This is a genomic window from Vibrio sp. SCSIO 43136 (assembly GCF_023716565.1).
Taxonomy (GTDB): Bacteria; Pseudomonadota; Gammaproteobacteria; order Enterobacterales; family Vibrionaceae; genus Vibrio.
Map to the genome: position 1 here is coordinate 2,794,392 of NZ_CP071848.1, position 23,603 is coordinate 2,817,994.

The following is a 23,603-nucleotide window of genomic DNA, read 5'->3' on the forward strand; positions in this document are numbered from 1 at the left end:
CAAGTTTTAGATTATTAGTCTAAATGCTTTTTTAGCTCTTGGCTCTACCCTTTCCCGTTAGCGACCAGCGTCCGTTTACCCTTTCCCCGAAAAAACAAAGCCACTGAACTTTCATCCAGTGGCTCAACCATCAATAGCTTTGTTTTTCCAATTGCTTTGTTTTTCTTATTCCCCAGCAACCTTCATCGACTCAATCAAAATCGAGCCTGTCTGGATCTGTGAACGGGTTTCAACATCACTGCCTACGGCAACGATCTGGTTAAACATATCTTTCAGGTTACCAGCAATGGTTACTTCCGATACTGGGAACTTAATCTCACCATTCTCAACCCAGAAGCCCGCAGCGCCGCGTGAGTAGTCACCGGTGACAGTATTCACGCCCTGCCCCATCAGCTCTGTGACTAGCAGACCAGTGCCCATGGTTTTTAGCATGCCATCAAAATCTTGACCGGTACTTTCAACAAACCAGTTGTGGATGCCACCAGCGTGACCTGTTGGCGTCATCTTCATTTTGCGCGCCGCATAGCTGGTCAGTAGATAAGTGGAAAGCACACCATCGGTAATGATTTGGCAATCTTTCGTCTCAACGCCTTCGTTATCAAACGGGCTAGATGCTAGGCCACGCAATAAATGAGGGCGCTCTTGAATATTGAACCAAGAAGGAAGAATCTGCTCACCCAATTTATCAAGTAAGAACGAAGACTTACGGTAAAGATTACCACCACTGATCGCCATCACTAAGTGACCAATCAATCCAGTTGCGACATCAGCTACAAACATCACAGGGACTTGCGCTGTTGAGATACGTGCCGCATCAAGTCGATCTGCAGTTTTCTTCGCCGCCATCAAACCGACTTTTTCTGGTGTCCAAAGATCTTGAGCTCGACGAGCAACTGTGTAGCTGTAATCACGCTCCATGCCACCATCTTCACCTTCACCAATCACACAACAACTTATGCTATGACGACTAGAAGGGAAGCTTGCGATAAGACCGTGAGAGTTACCGTATACCTTAACGCCATAATGGCTGTCGTAGCTCGCACCATCACTTTGTTTGATTTTATCGCTGTAGTTCAGTGCTGCATGCTCAGCTGCGATAGCAATTTCAGCGGCGCGATCTGGCTCTGGCTCGTCAGGGTGGAACAGATCCAAGTCTGGGATCTCTTTGACCATCAACTCTTTTGGAGCAGGACCTGCAAACGGATCTTCCGAGGTATAATTAGCAATATCGAGCGCCGCTAACACGGTCTGGCGAATCGCATTCTCGCTTAAGTCCGAAGTTGATGCACTGCCTTTGCGTTGACCACGATAAACAGTGATCCCCAGTGCGCCATCGCTATTAAATTCAACGTTTTCTACTTCTTCCATACGAGTTGAAACGCTGATACCCGTGCTCTTGGTGATGGCGACTTCTGCCGCATCTGCCGTTCCCGTTGCGAGCTCAAGTGCCTTAGCAACCACACTTTCCAGCTCTTTACGCTGATTGGCAATCTGCTGTTTTACGTCCATAGTTCGGTCTTCGTTCTCAGTCATTTTTTCACTAATATTTCACTAGGATAACAAGGTTTTCGCCATCACCCCATAATTCTTGCTAAAATAGCCGATAATCTGAGTGACAGAACCAAACAGGCAAGCAACCAATGGCACGTAAAAACCAAAAAGCTCCTTGGGAAGAGGAAGAAGAAATCATTTGGGTAAGTAAGACCGAAATGAAGAATGACATGGAAGATCTACAGAAACTGGGTGAACAGCTAGTAGAACTTAAACCTTCTGCGTTAGACAAATTCCCGCTTGATGATGACATGCGTGCGGCTATTGCCGATGCGCAACGCTTTAAAAACGAAGCTAAGCGTCGTCAACTGCAATATATTGGCAAACTCATGCGCACCCGCGATCCAGAGCCAATCCAAGCGGCACTAGATAAAGTCCGCAACAAGCACTCGCAAGCGACCGCTGAGCTACACAAGCTAGAGCAACTGCGTGATCGTGTTGTCGCTGAAGGTGATGCAGCGATTGCAGACGTCTTGGAGCGCTTCCCACAAGCTGATCGCCAACGTCTACGCCAACTGGCCCGCCAAGCGAAAAAAGAGCAAGGCAGCAACAAACCACCAAAAGCATTTCGTGAAATCTTTCAAGTACTGAAAGAGCTACATGAAGAGGCTGATGTTTAAGGGTTTAAGGGTTTAAGGGTTTAGCATGCTGAATTTGTTGGCATTAGTTTCAACCTTTCGCTACCCAGCTCTTCCCTTCAGCCCTTAGCGATAGCGTACCCTTACCCCCTTTAACCAAAAAAGCTGCCCAAGGCAGCTTTTTTATCGTTTATTCCGTCCCACCAACAGTAATACTGTCTAGCTTCAACGTTGGCTGTCCGACGCCGACAGGTACGCTTTGTCCTGCTTTGCCACACACACCTACCCCTCGGTCAATGCCAAGGTCATTACCTACCATAGAGACCTGCTGCATCGCTTCGATACCTGAACCGACTAGAGTCGCCCCTTTTACTGGACGAGTGATCTTGCCATCTTCGATGAGGTACGCTTCTGAGGTGGAGAATACGAACTTGCCTGAAGTGATATCTACCTGACCACCACCAAAGTTCGGTGCATAGATGCCTTTCTTCACTGTTGAGATGATCTCTTCTTGGCTATGCTCACCTGGAAGCATGTAAGTATTGGTCATGCGAGGCATTGGCAAATGAGCATAGGACTCACGACGACCATTACCCGTAGGTGCAACGCCCATCAAAGAGGCGTTATGTTTATCTTGCATGTAGCCTTTCAGCACACCGTTTTCGATCAAAGTGTTGTAGCTACCTTCTACACCCTCATCATCAATATTTAGCGAGCCACGCAAGTCTTTCAGCGTCCCATCATCAACGATAGTACACAGCGGAGAAGTCACCTGTTCGCCTATTTTACCGCTAAACACTGACGAACCTTTACGGTTAAAGTCCCCTTCCAAACCATGACCGACCGCTTCGTGAAGCAGTACACCCGGCCAACCAGAGCCGAGTACAACAGGCATAGCACCTGCTGGAGCCGCTTCTGCATCTAAGTTCACCAACGCCATACGAATCGCTTCATCGGCCATGTGGAACGCACGTTGCTGACCATCTTCACTACCAAGGAAGAAATCATAACCATAACGACCGCCGCCACCTGCGCTGCCGCGCTCTCGACGCTCGCCACGCTTGGCAAGAACACTGATGGATAGGCGAACCAGCGGACGAACATCGCCAGCGTAAGTACCATCGGTCGCAGCCACCAGCATCTGCTCGTAAACGCCGCTTAGGCTAACTGATACTTCTTCAATCAAAGGTTCTTTGGTTCGAATGTACGCATCAAGCGATTGTAAAAGCTCGATTTTTTGCTGTTTCTCTAAGCTTTCAAGCGGATTCACTGACTGATAAATGTTTTGGTTGCTGGTGCGAGCAAAGGCTTTTACTTGGCCGCTTTGTCCTTGGCGAGCAATACCACGTGCTGCGACCGCACTTTGCTTAAGGCTAAGGGTGTCAATTTGGTCTGAATAAGCAAAACCTGTTTTCTCACCACTAATGGCACGCACACCGACACCGCGGTCGATGTTGAACGAACCATCTTTAATGATGGAGTCTTCCAAAACCAATGACTCGTGCCAACTAGACTGGAAGTACAAATCAGCGTAATCCACATCACGGGTTACAATCGTGCCTAATACTTCGTTTAAGTCTTTGTCGGTAAGGCCAGAGCGGCCCAACAGCTCTTGTTCTACTTGATTAATCGTCATTGATTTTGCTCTTTATTTTAGTGCGCTGCCAAAACGTGCGTGGTTTTGTAGCGGCATTTTTTGTCTGACTTTAGATACCTGCGAGAGGTCAATATCGACCCAATCACTATTAAGTTCACCACCTAGGTCTAGTGTGACCTCCCCCCAAGGAGATATCACCATCGAATGGCCCCAGGTTTCTCGTCCACAAGAATGTATCCCCGTTTGGCCGATAGCCACCACCCAAGATTGGGTTTCAATGGCTCTTGCTTGCAGCAATACTTGCCAATGGGCTTGGCCTGTGACCTTTGTAAACGCAGCCGGGATAATTATCAGGTTCGCCCCTTGCCTAGCAAGGTTTTGATATAGCTCAGGAAATCTAAGGTCGTAACAGATACTTAGCCCTAGTGTAGCAAAAGGCGTGTCTAACAGCGATGTGTCATTCCCCGCAACAAAGCTATCTGACTCACGATATCGCCCTTGATTATCACTGACATCCACATCAAATAAGTGCAATTTCGCATAATCGGCGACTAAGTCACCCTTATCATTCCACACCAAACTCGAGGTGGAAACGCCTTGTGGCTGCTGGATGGGGAAGCTCCCTAAATGCAGATAACAGCCGAGCGTCTTAGCGAGCTCAGAGAAATAGGATTGCACTTTCCCTTGGTTTATCGGCTCTGCGTGATGCCAATATTTCACTCTGTCAGCATACAGAACGGCATTTTCAGGTGTGCATATCAAGTCACATCCCTTAGCCGCAAGCTGCTGTGCTTGCTCGGCGATAAACGCCAAATTCTCATCAGCATCGGCGCTGGATGTCATTTGGATAAGCCCAATCCTTGGCATAGTGCTCTCCTTATTTTTGTTCCTGTTCAGGGACCTGATACTTTCCTTTGCTTCGTGACAACTCGGTCACTTGAGGGTTTTCCAACGGCCCTTTCACTTGGTAACGCACCTGAGTAATCACATCGATCACTGGAGACAATACTGTTGTCACCGCAAACACATAAATGGCGGTCTGTGGTGCGACAGCAAACGCCGATAGAATCGGGATCCCTGAGGTCAAATCCGGAGTAAACTCCACTTCAGCATCAACTTGACGTGTATTCAGGTCAGCAAGCCCTCGGATCAACATATTGCCGGCGACAGCATCCATTTCAATGTCATTGGTCACTACTACACCGCCACTCACGGTCGCCGTGCCTGAGATCTTGTTAAACGCCATGCCTTTATCAAATACGCCAGTGAAATCGAGCTGCATTTTGCGAATGATGGAATCAAGGCTAAACAGTCCCAACAGGCGCGCCGCACCACTCACATCGGAAATCACCCCTGGCCCAAGCTCAGATTTCATAGAACCGTTTAATGTATCGACCTGTGGGTTCCACGGGGAGCCTTGCCAGTTCATGCTAGAACTCATATCAAATGGCGCTTGCTGCACACCAGAGCTAATACCAAAGCGCTCCATCAGGTCACTGTTGTTATCACCCGACATCTGGAACTCAAAGTGAGACTCACTTGTGTCACCATCGAGTCGCCACCAGCCACTGCCATCAAACTTGTTGCTACCACTGCGAAGTGATACTTGTCGCCATTCGAGTTTGTCGTCACTGCGCTGAAAATCAACATTCACCTTACCCACCTTATAGCCTTGGAACCAAAAATCATGGATGGCCAAAGTTAGGTTCGGTAATGCTTGATGAAGGCTCTTATCGAGATCGGATATTTTTTCCGCAACAGTCTCATCAACCTCATTTACTGCCGCTTCAATCGGGTTGAGCGATACTTGCTCATCTTCCAATGCGGGTACATAGATTTGCAGGCGATCAAACACCACCGATAAGTCATAGGGGGCTAGATAAGTCGCTTCACCTTTTGCTTCCGCACTGTTGAGTGACAACCGCCAGCCAAGATTCTTTTTACGCGCTTGGAACTCAACGTCGTGCCACTCTAACCCAGCAATGGTGAGTTGTGGCGTTGATAAATCAATGCGTGTTGGTAGAGGAAGTGCAGGTACATCAAGCTCTTGAGTCGTGCTGCTATCACTGCCTTTCGGTGTGACGAATAGCGCTATCCAATCGTCAAGATTGAAAGCTCGATGTCGAATAGTAGCACTATGCCCGACTATCGGCGGCAAACGAAACGCACCTTTGCCAACAATCAAATTGGTAGCAACTAACTCCGGCATCTCGGTTTGCAAATCGATTTCTGCTTGATACTTTACATCTGGTAGTTGCAGGCGTGCAGAGACCATTTCTTGATTACCTGAGGCTTGCAAGCTGGCTTTACCTTTTGCGCCCAAAGCCTTTTTCAATGGGCTTGGGTAGTGACTTTCGACTTGAGCAATATCCGCATTCACATCAATTTGGTAGCTAAACCCGACATCAGTAAGCTGGAGGTCAATCCCCATGTTCCAAGGCGCATGACCATCCAAACGCGTTAACCAACTTTCCCCAACATAAGGTGACAAAGGCTTCACTTGCCAATCACCAGACGTATCGATATTCACGGCATAATTGCCATCTTGGGTTTCGCCTTTAAATGACAAGTCAACAGGCTGATCAAGCAAATGTGCACTGAGTTTGCTTGCACTCACCACATCATCATCAAATTCGATACGACCTGAGGCTTGCTCGAGTTTAATCGGCGGTGTTTGCACATGAACTTGGTTATTGTTCAAATCTGCCCAGCCCCAAGCTCGTGAATCTTTACCACTAAACGGAATAAATAGCTGGAACTCAGATTCTACATTGCCGTGAACTTCTACTGCGGTTAGTGCGGCCCCCACAGAATCAATCAAAGGTGTCGCCATCATGTAATCACGTACAGCGGTACCTTCGGCGGCCGCTTTTGCTTCAATTTCTATGTGTCCATCTGGCCCCAAGAAAGGAATGCGTCCTGTGATCCGTTTGGCTTTAACGTCAACGAGCTGAGCACTGCGTGAATCCAAATACATAGCTGCATTTTCAAACAACAAATCCAGTTGCAGCTCGGTAATGGTTGGCCAAGAAGTATCGAAGCTAAACCGGCTATTTTTAAGCGGAACGTCGGCTTGGAAAATACCGTTATGTTGATCGTATGGGAAATTCCCAAGCTCACCAAACCACAGCAATTTTGCTGTATCGACTTGGCCTCCTTGAATCGCAGTCGATAGATAGTCCGTCAACCCCTGCCCCAGTGCCAACGTCGGTAAGTATCGCCAAGTTTCTGCTGCGTTAAACAGGTCCGCCTCAGCGTAAAAGGACAAAAATGGCGAGCGTTCTTTCGGAAAGTCGAGCTTGAATGCGCCGATAACTTGCAAATCAGGTGTCGCCGCCGTCACCTTAGGTGACCATATAGACCAGGAAGACTCTTCAAACTCAAACACTAAGTCAGTATGACCCTGTTTAATATTGAGCGGTGCTTGGAAGACCTCGCCGTATGGCAAGACATCATCCACCAAATCTGCTTGTACCCTTAGCTGCCCCGCATCCCCAGATATCTGAGCACTCAGCTTGTGTACTTCTGGCAGTAGGTACCACTGTTGCATCTCCCCTTGAGAAAGCTGCGCAGAATATTTTAGGTCAGAAAAATCTCGGGTGGCGGAAGCGCGTATATCTTCCACCTGACCACCGATTTCTACCTCTTGCAACCAGCGAGCGAGCCCGTCTATCTGTGGCACGACTCGAGTGATCGGCACAATAGTAGATATATCGAGTTGTGAGACATTGAGTGTCCACTGCTCAGGTTGCCAGTTAAATACCCAGTCAAGGGTTGGCCAAGGCGTATCATCGGTACGCAGTTGGAAGTTGTGAGCGTTTATCTGCCAGCCTTGGTCTGCGAGCTCTAGCAGCACGCTACCTCGCTCCAAGGTAAGTAAGTGCTTATCTTCATTCTGCCAACCAAGCTCTGATGGCAATACTTCGATGAATGCATCTTCCGCTTTACCTTGCTTTAGAGTAACCCAAGAGCGAAAACTCAGTTGAGCATTGGTTATACCGGTTTGCTTTTGCACATCCGCAGGTAGCCACTGCTTAATTTGCAGATTATCCGCAGAAGCAAAGAAGTCGCCAGTCAGCTTGGTTAAATCAAACTCTTTATTGGTAAAAAAGGAGCCTTGGACCGCCAATCGATTGGTAGGGTCGTCAGAAGCACTGATCACCCCTTCACCTTGGTGGTGGTGTCCACTGTTACGCCATTTCAGGCGCTCAATATCGATGGCTTTCACCTCACCATTAAAGGTTTGGTAAGTCACTTTGGACTGTTTGAGTGAGAAATCCGCCAACTGATAGAGCAGCAGTTGTCTAACATCTTGCAATGGCTGAGCCTTAGTTGGCTCTGCGACTGTAGGTTTGTTATCGGCATTTTTTCGCCAACCTACATCGCTGATATCCAGCTCCAAGCCATTAATGTACAAGGTAGATACGGTTGGAGAGAGGTTGAAAATGCTCTGAAATAAGTCGAACTCAACTTCCACCGTCTGCAAAGAGATTTTAATTGGGTCTTGACCGGGAAATTGTGCATCCAGTCCATGCAGCGCCACAAATGGATGGGTGTTGCGCCAGTAACCACTTACATCTTCAATCTGAAAGGTCATGCCAGTGGTACTGTTAACCCACTGCTCTATCTCAGATTGGTATTGATTTAGCTTAGGTAAGGTAATGCGCAAAGCAGTAATGGCGACCGCAAGGGTCACCATTACTAATAAAACACACGCCATTATCGCTCGCAAAAAGCGAGTTTTCCATGAGGTCACACTGACTCCATTACATCATCACGACATCAAACTGTTCTTGCACATACAGTGGTTCAGGCTGAATCCTGACTTCCTTGCCTATAAAGACTTTGAGCTCCGCAAGTGCATGAGACTCATCCCCTTCTAAAGCATCGGCCACTGCAGGTGAAGCATAAACCACGAAGTTATCGGCATCGTACGCTCGGTTGACGCGCGTTACTTCACGCAAGACTTCGTAGCAAACCGATTCAACCGTCTTCACTTGACCACGCCCTTCACAGGTTGGACACTCAGAACAGAGTACATGTTCAATACTTTCTCGCGTTCTTTTACGAGTCATCTCAACTAGACCCAATTGAGTGAAGCCATTGATGTTGGTTTTGACTCGGTCGTTCGACAGTGCCATTTCGAGAGATGACAATACGCGTTTGCGATGCTCATCAGACAACATGTCGATGAAATCGATAATGATGATGCCACCTAGATTGCGCAGACGCAGTTGCCTTGCTATGGCTTGGGTTGCCTCCACGTTGGTATTGAAGATGGTTTCTTCTAGGTTACGACGCCCCACAAACGCACCTGTATTGATGTCGACGGTGGTCATAGCCTCGGTTTGGTCTATGATCAGATAACCGCCCGACTTCAGCTCAACTTTACGCTCCAGCGCACGTTGGATCTCGTTTTCGGTGTCATACATGTCGAAGATTGGCTTGTCGCCTTCATACAGCTCCAGTTTCTGCGTCAGCTCTGGAACAAACTCAGACGTAAACTCTAGGAGGTTTTCGTACACCAGACGAGAGTCGACTTGAATGCGATCCAACTCGGTGCCAACAAAATCACGAAGAATACGCTGCGCAAGGCCCACTTCGCCATATAGAGTTGAGCGAGTTTTATATTTGGCTCGACGCTCCATCACTTTTGACCACAAGCGTTTCAGGAATGCGGCGTCTTGAGCCAGCTCATTATCCTTAGCACCTTCTGCTGCGGTACGGATAATAAAGCCGCCATTTTCATCGCAATAATCTGCGACGACACGCTTTAATCGGTCGCGTTCAGATTCATTTTCAATGCGTTGTGATACACCAACATGGCTAGCACCAGGCATAAATACCAAATAGCGAGAAGGAAGAGTAATATCCGTGGTAAGACGTGCGCCTTTTGTACCGAGTGGGTCTTTCACCACTTGAACCACAATATCTTGACCTTGACGAACAAGCTCGGAAATATCACGAACTTGAAACTGTTTTTTTTCATTTTCCGCCACACATTCCGTGTGAGGAACGATGTCGGATGCGTGCAAAAATGCCGCTTTATCTAAACCAATATCGACAAAAGCCGCCTGCATGCCTGGCAGCACTCGACTCACTTTGCCTTTGTAAATATTGCCTACGATACCGCGCTTAGATTCACGCTCAATATGGACTTCCTGTAACGCACCGCCCACGATCATCGCCACCCGAGTTTCACTCGGAGTGACGTTTATTAACAACTCTGCACTCATGATGTGCCTCTATTATTCTTGGGAAAATTGTTGTAATAGTTGGTCGGTTTCCATGAGGGGCAGTCCCACCACAGCGTGGTAACTGCCTTCAATACGAGCGACAAAACGTCCGCCAATACCCTGAATGCCATACCCACCAGCTTTATCTTGAGGCTCTCCAGATTGCCAATAGCCAGTGATGTCCTGTTGAGAGAGGGCTCTAAACCAGACTTTCGTTTCTACCATGATGGTTTGAGCTTGTTGACCATTAACCACGCTCACCGCCGTCATTACTGAATGCTGCGCACCTGAGAGTTTTTGCATCATCAATTCAAAATGCGCCTCATCGAGAGGTTTTTCTAGCACTTCGCCTTGTGCAACGACAACAGTGTCTGAGCCAATCACAGTAACTAAGGGATCTTGGGCGAGTTCAAAACCTGCTTGGGCTTTTTGTAATGACAAGCGCTGTACATAATCGCTTGGAGATTCGCCTGTTTGACGAACCTCTTCGATATCTGGTGACAGCACTTCAAATGAATAGCCTAACTGTTCAAGCAGCTCTCTTCGTCTTGGGGAGCCTGAAGCCAATAATAACCAAGCCATTGCGATTGTCCTTAATTAGTTAGCGAATATGCCAAAGACGTCTCACTCGACGTAATAACAAGAACATCCACGGCCACAACACGCAGTTTACTACTGTCGCCCACAGCACCTGCGGATTAAACAGGACGTCTTGAGTCAGGTATTCGCCAAAGAATTCTAAAATCTCAGCAAGACCTGTCAGTAAGCCGATAATGATCGCTTGCTGCCACAGTGCCATATTGCGCAATACTAGAAAGTTTAGCGCAACCAAATAGACAACGATCGACATCATCATGCCTCGAACGCCAAGCGTCGAGCCGATAAGTAGATCCCAAAGCAAACCAAGCACTAATGCGGTACCCACATTGACTCGATGAGGTAAGGCTAATACCCAGTAAAAGACCACCAACACCAACCATGCGGGGCGGAAGGTTTCCAGCATCCCCGGCCAAGGGATCGCTTGAAATACCAGAGCGACCAGAAACGTCGCCCAAATGACTAAGCGGCCACGAAAGGCACTATTCGCCATCTAATGCTCCTTGACCAAATTGTGTTTTCGCAGCCTCTGTTGGCCATACCAACAGCAAATAACGGAGGCGATCAAAATCGACCACAGGCTCGGCTTTAATCGATGCGAACTCGCGGCGATCATCATTGACCACTTCTGAAACGTAAGCGACCGGATACCCTTCTGGATAGCGCCCCCCAAGACCTGAGGTCACCAAAAAGTCACCCTCAATAATATCGGTACTGGTTGGGATATGCTCAAGTTGGATGCGGTCAATACTGCCATTACCCGAAGCAATAATACGAATGTCGTTTCTTACTACTTGAACTGGGATCGAGCTAGTCACATCAGTGATGAGCAACACGCGACTGTTGTGAGCAGCAACAAAGGTTACCTGACCAACAATGCCTTTTTCATTAAGCACTGGCTGGCCCTCATAGACACCATCGATCATGCCTTTATCGATCACCACCTGATGACGATAAGGCGACGAGTCCACCGCCATTACCTCAGTCACTACCTTCTTTTCATCTCGAATAAAAGGCGAGCCAAGCAATTTTCTTAGGCGTTGGTTTTCTTCTCGATATTGATCAAGCAGCAAAGTATCACTCTTCAAACGCAGCACTTCACGCTTCAAGGCTTGATTCGAGGTTAATAGGGTTTCGCGGGTATTAAATCGCTCGTAAAAGCCATCGAACATGGTTCGAGGAAGGTTGGCAAGATATTGTACTGGCGCAACCAAGCTATTGAGGAAATAGCGGGCATTTGCAAACGTGTCTAAACGACTATCAGCCAGCATAAGACTGGCTGATAGTACCAAGGCGAAAAAGAGTCGCAGTTGTAGGGATGGTCCCCTACCAAATATTGGCTTCATCGCGCGCTAGCTGACCTTAGTCTTCTGAGAACAGATCGCCGCCGTGCATGTCGACCATTTCAAGGGCTTTACCGCCGCCACGAGCCACACAAGTTAGTGGTTCTTCAGCGACAACCACTGGGATACCCGTTTCTTCGGTAAGAAGGCGATCCAACTCTTTAAGTAGTGCGCCACCACCAGTGAGCACCATACCGTTTTCTGAAATATCAGATGCCAGCTCTGGTGGACATTGCTCTAGTGCAACCATCACAGCAGAAACGATACCTGTTAGCGGCTCTTGCAGCGCTTCTAGGATTTCGTTTGAGTTTAGGGTAAAGCTGCGTGGCACACCTTCCGCTAGGTTGCGGCCGCGCACTTCAATTTCAGTGACTTCGTCTGCTGGGTATGCAGAACCAATTTCGTGTTTGATCTTCTCAGCCGTTGCTTCACCGATCAAACTGCCGTAGTTACGACGAACGTAGTTAATGATCGCTTCATCAAAACGGTCACCACCGATACGCACTGAAGATGAGTAAACCACACCATTGAGTGAGATAACTGCAACTTCGGTAGTACCACCACCGATATCCACAACCATAGAACCCGTTGCTTCAGACACGCGAAGGCCAGCACCAATTGCTGCCGCCATTGGTTCGTCAATAAGGTAAACCTCACGAGCACCCGCACCCAGTGCCGATTCACGAATCGCACGACGCTCTACTTGAGTAGAACCACATGGCACACATACCAGCACGCGTGGGCTTGGCTTAAGTACGCTGTTATCGTGAACTTGCTTGATAAAGTGCTGAAGCATTTTTTCAGTCACGTAGAAATCTGCGATAACGCCATCTTTCATTGGACGAATTGCCGAGATGTTACCTGGCGTACGGCCAAGCATCTGCTTCGCTTCATGACCTACGGCTGCGACACTTTTCGCAGAACCCGCACGGTCTTGACGGATAGCAACTACTGAAGGTTCGTCAAGAACAATCCCTTGACCTTTGACATAAATAAGAGTGTTGGCTGTACCTAAATCGATTGATAGGTCGTTTGAAAACATGCCACGAAGTTTTTTAAACATATTCTTCGTTCATCCTGCGAGCATTAGAAGAGATAAAATTGCACTAAATGTACCAATGCCTTGCGCTCGCAGCAAGGCATTGAGAGTTAAACATGGACTGAATCTCGCTTTTTCTTACAGATTCTTGTCTAAAGCATAAAATCTTAAGGTTTTGTTAAGCTTTATCGTCCCGTCATGCGGGCTTCTCCGCGGAATATGACTCTGTCATTGCCACGATGGGTACCGAAGGTGACGACAGCGGATGGGATTTCGTCGCCTTGATTGCGCCAGTTAAAGTTCAACCATGGCTGAACCTTAGCGCCAACTTTACAATGGGTGCTTTCGCTCAATCCATTTGGTATCGCATTATCACTACGTAACCAAAGCCTTACCTGCTCTCGTTCAGAGCTCGACTGAACAGCAAGCAGTGCTTCCGCACTGTCTTTAGGTAAACCACCAGAAACCGTGCGGGTCGAGTTCTGGGTGGTTAAACTGGCCGAAGATGCCAAATCAGGCCAAACCCCTTGCACACAGTAGGCTTCGCCGTAAAACTCACTACCACTATCCTCCGTATTGGTGGTGAATTCAGTACCATTCCAATATTCCGCTTGAAGTGGCACGGTGATCGACTGACTAGTATTTCCACCGACATCGGTAAGGCTTAAGCGACCATAGCGTGCGGTTAACGCCGTCGGGAACTTTTGTCCCTGATGAACTGTAGAGTCAACACTTAACCACTTGGTAGGATCTGCCATACCGGAACTAAACTTCAACCCGATCATCAAATTACCCGCACCAAAAGGGCCATCTACCTCCGTCACTTTTTGCGGTGAGGTCTGGGTAACACTGCGCAGATAAGTAAAGTCCTGGGTATAGGCTTGATTATTTGCTCCCGTCCAGTTTGCAGACGTCCAAGTTGCTAGCATCCGTGAATCGAGGTCTTTTGTTCCTGTATTGTCAGCAGCAAAAGGCTTCAAACCCAGTTTATTAAAGCCCTCTAAAAAGCCTGAATAGTTGAGTGTTGGTGTTCCTGCTACGCCTTCTTCATCGGGCTTAGCTTGAGCCTGTGCGACAAAATCAACACTTATTGGCTGATCTAAATAAGCAAAGTTATCGTGCCCAGCCGCATAGTTCCAATCATTGCTTACAATCTGAATTTGGTAAGGATAAAAACGACCTATCTCTCTTTCACCTATCAGCTTACTGTTTACCCCAAGTACGTTGGCATGGATAGTGTTGTAAACACTACTGCCGACCAATTGCGCCACAAAATTAAAGCTACCCACCTCACTGACTGATAAGCCTGCATAACTTAGACTGCCAGAAACTCCTCCACCAACCGTATTTGAAGTTGTCCCTGTAAGAGCATCGCCAGTCACACCGTTTGAAGGTGTGGCAATCGTATGGGAGATATCAACGGTGGCTGCCCAAGCGTCTTGATGGGTAAAATTGCTTGTCACTGGATAACCACAGTAGCCTTCACTCACCGTAGGAGAGCGGTCTTTGTCGTAAGCAATAGGCTTCACTTCAACAGTAAATAGCTCTTTTGCCGCCTTAAAACCACTGCCCGAGGTTGCATTCCCAGACCAAGAGTTACCATTTGGTGAACAGAGAGCCAACTTCCAAGGGCTTGCCATAATGTCAAACGTGCCTCTCAGTTTGCCTGCACCATCAATTGGACACCCTGCTATGCCTTCACAGGAGAAATCACTATCTTCCAACACTACGGTGAACTCACCGGATTCAGATAACGTCAATGGCACATCCTTAGCTTCACCAGCACTAAAGCTTGGAGTAAAGTCTAAGGAACCGTTATTGCCCCCAGCAGTCGATAAAGGCTTCACCACAGAAAAAGAAACATTTGGAGTATTACTGTAATTGGAAACCACCCTCGAAGACCCATCGTTACACGCCAGCACTTTGATACTGTTCTTTGTACTCATTCCAGAAATAGCGTAGACATCTGGGGCGTCAAACTTAAACGGTACAAAGACGATATCTGAGTTGTCATTTTCTGTATCACCACTCCAAGTGGTTTCAATTTGGTAGCTATTTGCCGTACCACTAGAAGAAATCTGCAACTTTTTATAGCCATTAACTAGTTGCGCTGTGTACTCGGCGTTCGCAGTGCAAGTCCCACTGTCACACCATTGACCTCCACTACCGACTCGTTTCACCGTAAAGCTACTGTTTTCAGTCACCACTCGGTTTCCGTCACTATCCACGACCTCAAACTCGATGTCAGCTTGCTCACAGGTGAGGTTGAGAGTATCGAGTATTTTTACTTTCAGCTTCTTAGTGGTTACCGGAGGCATTTCACAGCTATAGTTAGGCTTAGCGATGGTCGTTGCATTATGGATTTCAAGCTTATGTGCCGTAACACTACCGTTAATCTCTAGGGGATTTCTAAAGCTAACTTCTTTACCCAGAATAAAACCGTTGAACACTTCATTGTTGGTACTATTAATAGCAATCGTCGCCAATGGACCATATATAATTGGATCGATCGCCCCGTGCATGTAACGGAATTCTATCGGGTTATTGAAGGCCATCGAACTAACAACATTGATCCTAGTCTTAGGCTCAAATGACATTGCTAATCCGGTATTCGACATCGTCAAAGATCCAATTCTTACCGTACTATTGGCTTTAAAGTATAGATTTACATTGGTCTCCGCATAGACAGACTCAATTGCAATACCTGAGTTGAATTTAACGATTATCTCACTGCGATTACCACGAGAGCGCACATCCAAAGCCTTAAGAGAGCTCATCATAGTCAGCTCTACCGTACCATCTGCGTTTTCTTGGTAACTACATACACTGGAGCCTAAACCACAAACATCACCGTAAAAATTCTCAGTCGTGCTATCGGTTATGGAGACCGATTTATTGCTTGGAAATACCTCTGATAGCAACTCAGGTTCTTTAATCTTTCGCTGTGAAAGTAACCCATCAGCATCACCAGTATCACACCCTGTTGGCGAACAAATTGGGTTTGCATATATTTGCCAAGGGTCTGGATGAGTATCATAACCGACTCTTAGCAGGTCAAGATTTGGCCACTGACTATGGTTATCAATCGTGTATCTAGCACGATATTCATCCGACCAACCCGTGATTCTAGGAGAGCTATTGCGGATATTGAAAGCACTTAGATTGGTGTCTGAATATTTCTGCTCAGAAGTAATATTCCAGCTTTGTGTTGGTTCAGGAAAATATCGACAGATCAAATCCTTATCGATCTCAGTATCAAAATAATCAAAGGCAACGTATCCCACTTTTTCACTAGTATGTGGTCGCTTTTGCGCATTTTCATCAACAACAAAGCTCACTTTACTCTCGCCCAACTGACAACGGCGTAACCAACCACCATCACTACCTTTGCGCTGCTGCTTGTTGGCAACAATACCACCATAATTGTGCTCAAGAGCTTTAAGCGCCGCACAAGCATCCGTCAAAGGAGTTTTAGAGCCGCCTGTTCTTTTGGTACTAAAATCAGCAGCGAATTGAAATTTTCGCCCATCGAGCTCGGCGGTTAGCGGGGGAGCAGCTAAATACGCTACCTGCTCATTAACATAGTCTTGCTCGTCATCGTCGTCATCATCTTTGTACCGAATGCTTAAGTGGCTACGTTCTAACGCCAGGTCAAACTCATCTTCCTCTATATCGTCTACAGCTGTCGTAAACCACACATCATCATTGTTTTGAGTTTGGATTTCAGTCAGTACAACAGGCTCTAAGTCATCGTCATACTCGTGTGCAAACTCTACCTCTTCCCAACTGTCGTCATCATTGTCTCCTTTAGCAACAGCAGTTTTGATGTTCTTAGTGCCAGCTTGGATAACGACAGATTCACCAGAGTCACTGTCAGTAACAACCGCTTTGCCCGGTTCCATAGCAAAGTAGCTAACTTCCGTCATTCCATACTTGGTATAGGTATCAGGTACTGAGAACTGCTGCTCAAAAGTGGCACCCGTGGTAGATACGGAGCTCAATCGGAGCGTTGATGGACGATCAGCATCTGGGCTTGATGTGTTAACCGTTGGCATCAAAAACACTAGTGGGGTACGGTCAAAGACGGCATTAAATGTAATTTGGCAAACGCCTCCCGCATCCAAACCTGAGCATTTGGCGACACCAAAATCAAACTTTGACGTTGGCAGGGGAGGATCAGGCTCATCAGGTTTCGGTATCACGCCATTTATTTTGGCGTATGAGTCCAGTTTGAGGAAGTGTGCCGTAACCGTTCCGTTAATGGTGGTGTAATTTCCCGGAGTACTGCCTTTTATCTGCGCATCTTTCTTGGAAAGAATGTGTGCATTAATCGTTTTGGCATCATTAATCGTCGTATCACCGTTGACGACGATTACAAATGAATCATTAGTGCTATTGGTTACGTTATTGGTAATCTTACCTTTGTCGATCGTAAGTTTAGGCACATAAAGTGTTGATGGGGCAGTCACTTCTAGCTTGTCGCTAGACTCGAGTTTCAACTCAGATGATGAGTAAAATATCCCACCGTCCAAGATATACTTATTCCCTCGACTTTTTACCAGCTCTTTAGCCCCCTCGGGATGGGTGAAATTAGGTTCCTCACCCAAAATGTATCCAGAGCTTGATTTACACGATGAAGAGCCACACGCAATGCTGGTATTCTTAACAATATTTTTGTAACCAATATTGTTACCCGTCGCATTCAGGACTTTCTGCTTACCTTCATCATTAAAGTCAACTTTGGAGCCATTATACTTCCAACTTTGAATCGCTGTCGTTGGCCGAACGTCATCAGGTAAAGGCCAATGTGTGGCGAAAACAGGGAAAGATAAAGCGAAAAGAAACAGAGCTATTGGCAACTTCATTGATCTATTCATTCTAACCCTCTCGCCCATACTTCTTGTTCTCGTTGTACTTCAAAATCTTGACTACCACAGACCGCTGTCGAGGTGATCTTAAAGAAAGTCAGATCACCAGAACCGATTTCATCACACGCTATCTCTAAGCGCTGACATTGCGGAATATCGGCAATGATTGACGCTGCAGCAGAGACAGCTTTGGCACTAAAATTACCAACACCATCAGAACAACGATCGCTTAAATCACTTATCGCACTATCCCCATTAAGCGGATATAAGGTGACAAGCCCCCACTCACTGCCTGAATTTGCGGCAAACCACGCTTGGGTGCCCAAGACTTCTCGGGTCAAGGTATCTTGATTCGACCATTCAAGCCGAGTCAGTGTTAGCCCTAGCATGCCCATCACGACGATGACAAATATCGACACAATCAACACACTGCCAGATTGATTTTTCTTAAGGGACATTGAGCACCTGCACTTCATGTTGGTAGTCACTTAGCTCATCTCCATTTCGAAATTGCAATTGCATGTGAATTAATCCACCTCGAATCAAAGAGGCGTTGTCATAACGAAATTGTCCACTTGCGATATTTTCACTCACTTTTGTTTTGCTGTTACTTGCTAAACAAGTCGCACCATCAACACCATTTCTGCACACGTACAAACTCTGAACATTGGCACTAGTATCTAGGCAATAATTAACTTTCTGAGCTGGCTGATAGATGTAATGCCGAGACCCAATCGAGTAGCTAGGGAAAGAATGGACGATGGTATACACCGAACCACTCACAGTAGCATCACTAGTGGGGACAGAGGCAGATGAAGAAGTTTCAAAGTCGCTGATAATACTCGGATTGATAACGATGCGAGCCGCTTGAGAAACCGCCGATAAATCAGCGTCACTATTTCCGAGCACAAAGCGAACTTGCTCTGCTGCGCCACTTACTGCCGCATCTACTCGATAAAAACCAGAATAGAGAATAGGGTGGAATGTTAAGCACTTGCCTGCCTCTGTCACTTCAAAGCTGTTCGGTACTGCATGGCGTACTTCCCGAGAGACTTTTTCGATGGCAAAACGTGCTTGGTTTTGCAGAGCTTGGCGCTTGGCAGAATCAGCGTAACCTTTTGTGCCCAATTCCAAAAAACCAGCTATCGCCAAGAACATCACAGAAACTACCGTAATGGTCACCACCATTTCGATAAGGGTAAAACCTGTCTTTTTCATCTAGTAGTTCCCCTTATAGGCAACAAAGGTGAACTCGCTATAGCGGCTGGCTGCCACTTTCATGGTGATTTTTTTAAATCGATTTGCGGGAGTGACCTCTGGTAGATGCTCGTGTTCCACCTCGACGATTATATGGAAGTTAGCATATTGCGCATCGATGTCGCCTATCGCATCAGCCAGTCTCCACTGAGGCGTCATCCCTTTGCACACACCAATGTCACTGGTATACCAACAACCAATGTAATCATCCACATCATCAAAATCTTGAACAGCACCTTCATCGGCTCCTAAGGGTTTATTGCATTCACGAGCTGGGGAACCTTCACCACAACGCACCATGCCACCATTAAAATCGCTATCATCATCATAAGCTCGTGACAATATCTCGGTCATAAAGCTTTGGGCCAGCGCAGATGCACGCACTTGATAATGGCTACTGGCTGAATTTTCAATGCGCGGATAAAGCGTCGTGACAAGCACTGACATGGAGATACCAAGCACGATAATCGCAATCACGCTCTCAATCAGGGTAAAGCCTTTGTTGTTAGAGGCAATCATTCACTAACCCCTCTTGATTGATGCAGATGTCTAGTGAATCAATCGCATTGCTTATTTGAAATTTGTAGCCCGTGCCATCGTTTGCACTGGTGCAACCAAGCACGTTTTCACAACTCGGTCGCCCTAGAAGATCGAAAGAGAGGGCCACGTTAGTCGGTGAAAAACTAAAGTCACTCTCTTCGATAAATACAAAGTTACTTTTGGGATTAGAATCAAGGCATGGACTATTTTTCGCAGACAAACAAGTGCCATCACTGCTGATCGCCAACACATACCGGTCAGGTACTTGCGCCCCTGGAAAATCAAGATCCAAATTAGACTGCATCCGGCCCAATTGAATCTGACGAATGATGGAAATCGCCTGTTCACGTGCCGCATAAACGGAAAAGTGACTCTTACCCGTAAAACGAGAAGCAGCATAGACCGACATGATCGCCACCAAAAGGATAACGACCATTAACTCAACAAGAGTAAAACCTGCAAATTTGCTATTGCGAGAAAGCATGAAGATAACCAAAGATAGTACCCATAACCTCTTCTAGTATATAAGATTTAATGGATAAATACTGAAGGCAATCCGATGTTACATATAAAAAAAGAGCCTCAAAAAGAGGCTCTTTTTACTCAGTTACACCCTGACACTTTGTAATTTGGTTCAGCTCCAGATGCCTTAGGCTCTTCATAGCCAACAAAACACGAGGTTGCAAAGCCATCTTCCGGAACCTGGTCCTTAAATGTAAAACCAATATAGTAGTCATAGCCCGTGATTGATTCAGCTAAAGACACCTGAGCCCATTCGTTCTCAAAATCGAGCTGCAATGCATCTTTTAGTGAGTCAACCCGAGGATAGCCATAAGCGGTATTAATTTTATCCCCTGACACAGAAATTACGGCTGCCGAGTTTTCTCGGTCAAGCGTTTCTATCCCGTCAATAACAGCTTTACCATATACAATACTAGCAGCACCCGTAACGGCTCCTTTCAAACCTTCCAATGCTGCATTTCGAGCATCATTTTGAAGGTTCAAAAAACGGGGAGCCGCTGTCACCGCCAAAATTCCTAAAATGACGATTACAACTACTAGCTCAATGAGAGTGAAACCATTTTTACGCATAATAATTTAACTATTGATTTAGTTACTAATACATGCGGTATCAGACACTGTCGCTGTAGCAACAGCGCTTGACGTAGCAGCTGTATACGTTACGTAGCAGCCATTTGGAACCGCAGCAGAGTTTGCACTATCTTTGTAATCAAGGAATGTAAGAAGAACAACATCGCCAGCATTAGCACCACCAGTACCATCTACAACAGCCCAGTCGTTACTAAATCCTTCAATAGTTTTTACAATACCATTTGCATCTGCTGTCGGATAACCATAAACGGCAGTTACCGTATCGCTGCCAGCACTAATCGATGTTGCTGAAGAAACAGCTTCTTTACCTGAGATTGCCGCTTTACCATATACGATACCAGCCCCACCGTTTACTGCACCTTTCAAGCCATTAAGGGCTGCATTGCGCGCATCACCTTGCAGATTCAAAAACTTAGGTGCAGCCGTCACAGCCAAAATACCCAAGATCACAATAACTACCACTAGTTCGATCAGGGTAAAACCACTTTGCTTTTTCATATTACATCTCTCTTTTTACATATTAAAAACGCAAATACTGACAGGCAGTTATTGCAATTCTACGGTCACGCGACCAGTTTTAACTTCATAAATGAACTTGTGATCACTGCCTTCTTGCTGGACATAAGTACAAGTACTATTACTATTGTCCGCTTCGGCAGTGTATTTCAAATTTGTATCGGTACTCGTTACCAAACCAACCTTCGGTGGGTTTTGCAGTAGATTGTCCATCAAATCAACACAATCACTCGATGCGAGTGTGGTTGGCGCTGAGCCCGTATCCCCATCGGTGGTTTTCAGCGCAATCGGGTAGCCATCTCTGAAACCACTGTCGGTCCCGTCAGTATTAAATGAACGGGTCAACCAAAACTCAACACCATCGTATTCGATCCAGTGTTGTTTACTGTTACCTGTGCCAACGCCAGGGCGACCTTTCGCTTCCCACTGTGCGCGAGCAGATAATACCCCTGTTGCATATCCACCAGCAACACCTTCGATGCTGGCTTTTTTTGCTTCATCCGTCACGTTTAAAAATTTTGGTAGTGCTGCTGCTGCAAGCAAACCAAGAATGACTATTACAACCACCAATTCAACTAATGAAAAGCCTGACTGTTTTTTCATCGACATTACCTATAAAAATGAAAAACTCTGACGCATTAAGCGCAGTATTATATCGTATGCTTGCCAGCAAGCATACGCCATATGATGCAACTATGACTTATTTTCGACATCAATCGACAATTTTTTGTCAGTCAACTTTAGGTTGAGGTGGAACTTCCCTTCCAACTCATAGCTACATGCATAAAACTTGCCACTTTGTTTTAGCTCACTACTCACCTCGACAAAGAAGCCCGTACCGATATTGGGATAAAGTGTGCTAAGCCACCAATTACAATCAACTTTATTGCCATTAATCGGCATCACCCAACCGTTATGATCGTACTCTATTTTCCGGCCATTAACTTCAATCGACGCCGCCTGTTTATTGACTAACCAAATCTGACGATACTCTCTCGCTCGCTGATTGATTTGATTTAGAACAACCGTTGCCGCCGTGTTTTCAGCTTCTTGTTCCGCCTGATTCCAATAATAGCCAAGTACTGCCAACAGTATGGTTAACACACATAACCACACCATAAATTTAGCTCGTTTTTCCATACTTAGCCTTGTACCACGTCAAGCATGCTCCACATCGGCAAGAATATACCTAGAGCGAGCAACAACACCATGCCTGCAACAATAACCAATAAAATAGGCTCTATTCGAGCGGTCAGTGTTTTAAGATCATAGTCTACTTCACGATCGTAGAAGTCTGACACTTCTAATAAAAGTTCATCAATACGGCCGGTTTCTTCACCAACCGAGATCATTTGGATCACCAAAGGCGTGAAGATCTCACTTTGAATCGCCGTGGCCGATACGGTACTACCCGCCTCAATTGCAGACTTCATTTCGAGAATACGTAACTCTAAAAATCGGTTGCCCAGTGCTTCGCCCGAAAGTGCCAATGATTGGTTAAGAGGCACACCAGACTTTAACATCAAAGCAAAGGTACGTGAAAAGCGTGATAGCTGCGCTCGGTTGACAATATCGCCAACAATCGGGATGCGTAGTCTAAATTTATCCCACCGTTCTCTTCCATCCGCAGTACCAAGCCAAGCATTAAACGCAAATGCAGCACCGACAAAAGCCGCCAACATCCATACCCAATACTCGACAAAGAAGTTAGAAGTACCTATCAATATTCTCGTTGGCAAAGGCAAATCCACCCCGAAGCGACTAAACATGGTCGCAAATTGAGGGATCACCTTGATGTTCAAGATAAACATCGCAATGGTAATGAATGCGATCACGAAAATCGGGTAACGCATTGCCGTTTTAATGCGCTTACGAGTCTCTAGCTCTTGATCATAGTAATTCGACAGTTGAAGCAACGCCTGATCCAAGCGACCCGTGTTCTCGCCAACATGGATCATGGAGACAAACAGCGGGCTAAATACTTTAGGGTGCAACTGCATTGACGCCGACAAGCTTCGACCATTGGTCAGCTCTTGACCCACCTCTTCAAGCGCAGTTTTTAACTGTTTGTTAGTGCAATTTTGTACCAAGCCTTTAATTGAGCGAAGTAGAGGCACCCCGGCTTTGGTCAAGCTGTAAAGCTGGCGACAAAAGATAACCAGAACTTCCAAAGGAATTGCCGTGACAAACAGTTGAGAGAGGTCGAACTCCGCTCCACCGGCTAATTTGCCAGGTTTGATCGACGTCGGTAAGACGCCTTTGTTAATCAGCGCTTCGGCTGCCAACTCTTCTGTTGGCGCTTCCACTTGCCCGGAGACTTTCTCTCCCTGCAAGTTTCGACCTTGGTATTGAAACGTTGCCATCAGTT

Annotated in this window: 20 protein-coding genes; 1 reads left to right on the forward strand and 19 read right to left on the reverse strand. The window is 46.5% G+C overall.

Features of this window, described 5'->3' with window-relative positions; all coding sequences use genetic code 11:
* Window positions 1–165: 165 nt before the first annotated feature.
* Complete coding sequence (gene pmbA, locus J4N39_RS13125) at window positions 166–1,509, reverse strand: metalloprotease PmbA (RefSeq protein ID WP_252023758.1); 1,344 nt, start codon at window positions 1,507–1,509, stop codon at window positions 166–168.
* 131 nt (window positions 1,510–1,640) lie between these two features.
* Here pmbA and yjgA point away from each other — a divergent pair, with 131 nt between their 5' ends.
* Window positions 1,641–2,171, forward strand: coding sequence for a ribosome biogenesis factor YjgA (gene yjgA, locus J4N39_RS13130; RefSeq protein WP_252020215.1), 531 nt, complete (start codon window positions 1,641–1,643; stop codon window positions 2,169–2,171).
* A 148-nt stretch (window positions 2,172–2,319) separates the two neighbouring features.
* Here yjgA and tldD read toward each other — a convergent pair whose 3' ends face one another.
* The 18 genes from tldD to J4N39_RS13220 form a co-directional block, all read right to left on the reverse strand.
* Window positions 2,320–3,765 (reverse strand): metalloprotease TldD, encoded by a 1,446-nt coding sequence (tldD, locus tag J4N39_RS13135; protein ID WP_252020217.1) that lies wholly within the window; start codon window positions 3,763–3,765, stop codon window positions 2,320–2,322.
* Between the two features lie 12 nt (window positions 3,766–3,777).
* Complete coding sequence (locus J4N39_RS13140; RefSeq protein ID WP_252020219.1) at window positions 3,778–4,593, reverse strand: carbon-nitrogen hydrolase family protein; 816 nt, start codon at window positions 4,591–4,593, stop codon at window positions 3,778–3,780.
* 10 nt (window positions 4,594–4,603) lie between these two features.
* Entirely contained in the window at window positions 4,604–8,482 is a 3,879-nt protein-coding gene (locus tag J4N39_RS13145; protein ID WP_252020221.1) for a YhdP family protein, read from the reverse strand.
* A gap of 10 nt (window positions 8,483–8,492) precedes the next feature.
* Window positions 8,493–9,962: a ribonuclease G gene (gene rng, locus J4N39_RS13150; protein ID WP_252020223.1), complete on the reverse strand. Its 1,470-nt coding sequence runs from the start codon at window positions 9,960–9,962 to the stop codon at window positions 8,493–8,495.
* Between the two features lie 12 nt (window positions 9,963–9,974).
* Window positions 9,975–10,544, reverse strand: a complete 570-nt coding sequence (locus J4N39_RS13155; protein WP_252020225.1) for a Maf family protein — start codon at window positions 10,542–10,544, stop codon at window positions 9,975–9,977.
* A 19-nt stretch (window positions 10,545–10,563) separates the two neighbouring features.
* Window positions 10,564–11,052, reverse strand: a complete 489-nt coding sequence (gene mreD, locus J4N39_RS13160; RefSeq protein ID WP_252020227.1) for a rod shape-determining protein MreD — start codon at window positions 11,050–11,052, stop codon at window positions 10,564–10,566.
* On the reverse strand, window positions 11,042–11,905 hold the full coding sequence (gene mreC, locus J4N39_RS13165) for a rod shape-determining protein MreC (protein WP_503063683.1): 864 nt from the start codon (window positions 11,903–11,905) through the stop codon (window positions 11,042–11,044). Before mreC ends, mreD begins: the two co-directional genes overlap by 11 nt.
* A gap of 16 nt (window positions 11,906–11,921) precedes the next feature.
* Window positions 11,922–12,965: a rod shape-determining protein gene (locus J4N39_RS13170; RefSeq protein ID WP_252020229.1), complete on the reverse strand. Its 1,044-nt coding sequence runs from the start codon at window positions 12,963–12,965 to the stop codon at window positions 11,922–11,924.
* Window positions 12,966–13,126: 161 nt separating this feature from the next.
* Complete coding sequence (locus tag J4N39_RS13175) at window positions 13,127–17,806, reverse strand: DUF6701 domain-containing protein (RefSeq protein ID WP_252020234.1); 4,680 nt, start codon at window positions 17,804–17,806, stop codon at window positions 13,127–13,129.
* 8 nt (window positions 17,807–17,814) lie between these two features.
* The gene (locus tag J4N39_RS13180) at window positions 17,815–18,267 is read right to left on the reverse strand and encodes an MSHA biogenesis protein MshP (protein ID WP_252020236.1); all 453 of its coding nucleotides are present in this window, start codon (window positions 18,265–18,267) and stop codon (window positions 17,815–17,817) included.
* Complete coding sequence (locus tag J4N39_RS13185; protein ID WP_252020238.1) at window positions 18,257–19,027, reverse strand: PulJ/GspJ family protein; 771 nt, start codon at window positions 19,025–19,027, stop codon at window positions 18,257–18,259. The genes J4N39_RS13180 and J4N39_RS13185 overlap by 11 nt, the downstream gene beginning before the upstream one ends.
* Window positions 19,028–19,585, reverse strand: a complete 558-nt coding sequence (locus tag J4N39_RS13190; protein ID WP_252020261.1) for a type IV pilus modification PilV family protein — start codon at window positions 19,583–19,585, stop codon at window positions 19,028–19,030.
* Window positions 19,572–20,090 carry a pilus assembly FimT family protein gene (locus tag J4N39_RS13195; RefSeq protein ID WP_252020263.1) on the reverse strand — a complete coding sequence of 173 codons (519 nt, stop codon included), beginning with the start codon at window positions 20,088–20,090 and terminating at the stop codon, window positions 19,572–19,574. The genes J4N39_RS13190 and J4N39_RS13195 overlap by 14 nt, the downstream gene beginning before the upstream one ends.
* A 119-nt stretch (window positions 20,091–20,209) precedes the next feature.
* The gene (locus J4N39_RS13200; RefSeq protein ID WP_503063684.1) at window positions 20,210–20,698 is read right to left on the reverse strand and encodes a type II secretion system protein; all 489 of its coding nucleotides are present in this window, start codon (window positions 20,696–20,698) and stop codon (window positions 20,210–20,212) included.
* An 18-nt stretch (window positions 20,699–20,716) separates the two neighbouring features.
* Entirely contained in the window at window positions 20,717–21,217 is a 501-nt protein-coding gene (locus J4N39_RS13205) for a type II secretion system protein (protein WP_252020265.1), read from the reverse strand.
* Between the two features lie 48 nt (window positions 21,218–21,265).
* Window positions 21,266–21,838: a prepilin-type N-terminal cleavage/methylation domain-containing protein gene (locus tag J4N39_RS13210; protein ID WP_252020268.1), complete on the reverse strand. Its 573-nt coding sequence runs from the start codon at window positions 21,836–21,838 to the stop codon at window positions 21,266–21,268.
* Between the two features lie 90 nt (window positions 21,839–21,928).
* On the reverse strand, window positions 21,929–22,375 hold the full coding sequence (locus J4N39_RS13215; protein ID WP_252020270.1) for a hypothetical protein: 447 nt from the start codon (window positions 22,373–22,375) through the stop codon (window positions 21,929–21,931).
* 2 nt (window positions 22,376–22,377) lie between these two features.
* On the reverse strand, window positions 22,378–23,598 hold the full coding sequence (locus J4N39_RS13220) for a type II secretion system F family protein (protein ID WP_252020272.1): 1,221 nt from the start codon (window positions 23,596–23,598) through the stop codon (window positions 22,378–22,380).
* Window positions 23,599–23,603: the final 5 nt, after the last annotated feature.

What these genes read in the sequence shown, in the direction of transcription:
- pmbA (WP_252023758.1), bottom strand. Translation starts at nt 1,509, where the DNA reads ATGGACGTAAAACAGCAGATTGCCAATCAGCGTAAAGAGCTGGAAAGT.
- yjgA (WP_252020215.1), top strand. Translation starts at nt 1,641, where the DNA reads ATGGCACGTAAAAACCAAAAAGCTCCTTGGGAAGAGGAAGAAGAAATC.
- tldD (WP_252020217.1), bottom strand. Translation starts at nt 3,765, where the DNA reads ATGACGATTAATCAAGTAGAACAAGAGCTGTTGGGCCGCTCTGGCCTT.
- J4N39_RS13140 (WP_252020219.1), bottom strand. Translation starts at nt 4,593, where the DNA reads ATGCCAAGGATTGGGCTTATCCAAATGACATCCAGCGCCGATGCTGAT.
- rng (WP_252020223.1), bottom strand. Translation starts at nt 9,962, where the DNA reads ATGAGTGCAGAGTTGTTAATAAACGTCACTCCGAGTGAAACTCGGGTG.
- J4N39_RS13155 (WP_252020225.1), bottom strand. Translation starts at nt 10,544, where the DNA reads ATGGCTTGGTTATTATTGGCTTCAGGCTCCCCAAGACGAAGAGAGCTG.
- mreD (WP_252020227.1), bottom strand. Translation starts at nt 11,052, where the DNA reads ATGGCGAATAGTGCCTTTCGTGGCCGCTTAGTCATTTGGGCGACGTTT.
- mreC (WP_503063683.1), bottom strand. Translation starts at nt 11,905, where the DNA reads ATGAAGCCAATATTTGGTAGGGGACCATCCCTACAACTGCGACTCTTT.
- J4N39_RS13170 (WP_252020229.1), bottom strand. Translation starts at nt 12,965, where the DNA reads ATGTTTAAAAAACTTCGTGGCATGTTTTCAAACGACCTATCAATCGAT.
- J4N39_RS13175 (WP_252020234.1), bottom strand. Translation starts at nt 17,806, where the DNA reads ATGAAGTTGCCAATAGCTCTGTTTCTTTTCGCTTTATCTTTCCCTGTT.
- J4N39_RS13180 (WP_252020236.1), bottom strand. Translation starts at nt 18,267, where the DNA reads ATGTCCCTTAAGAAAAATCAATCTGGCAGTGTGTTGATTGTGTCGATA.
- J4N39_RS13185 (WP_252020238.1), bottom strand. Translation starts at nt 19,027, where the DNA reads ATGAAAAAGACAGGTTTTACCCTTATCGAAATGGTGGTGACCATTACG.
- J4N39_RS13190 (WP_252020261.1), bottom strand. Translation starts at nt 19,585, where the DNA reads ATGATTGCCTCTAACAACAAAGGCTTTACCCTGATTGAGAGCGTGATT.
- J4N39_RS13195 (WP_252020263.1), bottom strand. Translation starts at nt 20,090, where the DNA reads ATGCTTTCTCGCAATAGCAAATTTGCAGGTTTTACTCTTGTTGAGTTA.
- J4N39_RS13200 (WP_503063684.1), bottom strand. Translation starts at nt 20,698, where the DNA reads ATGCGTAAAAATGGTTTCACTCTCATTGAGCTAGTAGTTGTAATCGTC.
- J4N39_RS13205 (WP_252020265.1), bottom strand. Translation starts at nt 21,217, where the DNA reads ATGAAAAAGCAAAGTGGTTTTACCCTGATCGAACTAGTGGTAGTTATT.
- J4N39_RS13210 (WP_252020268.1), bottom strand. Translation starts at nt 21,838, where the DNA reads ATGAAAAAACAGTCAGGCTTTTCATTAGTTGAATTGGTGGTTGTAATA.
- J4N39_RS13215 (WP_252020270.1), bottom strand. Translation starts at nt 22,375, where the DNA reads ATGGAAAAACGAGCTAAATTTATGGTGTGGTTATGTGTGTTAACCATA.
- J4N39_RS13220 (WP_252020272.1), bottom strand. Translation starts at nt 23,598, where the DNA reads ATGGCAACGTTTCAATACCAAGGTCGAAACTTGCAGGGAGAGAAAGTC.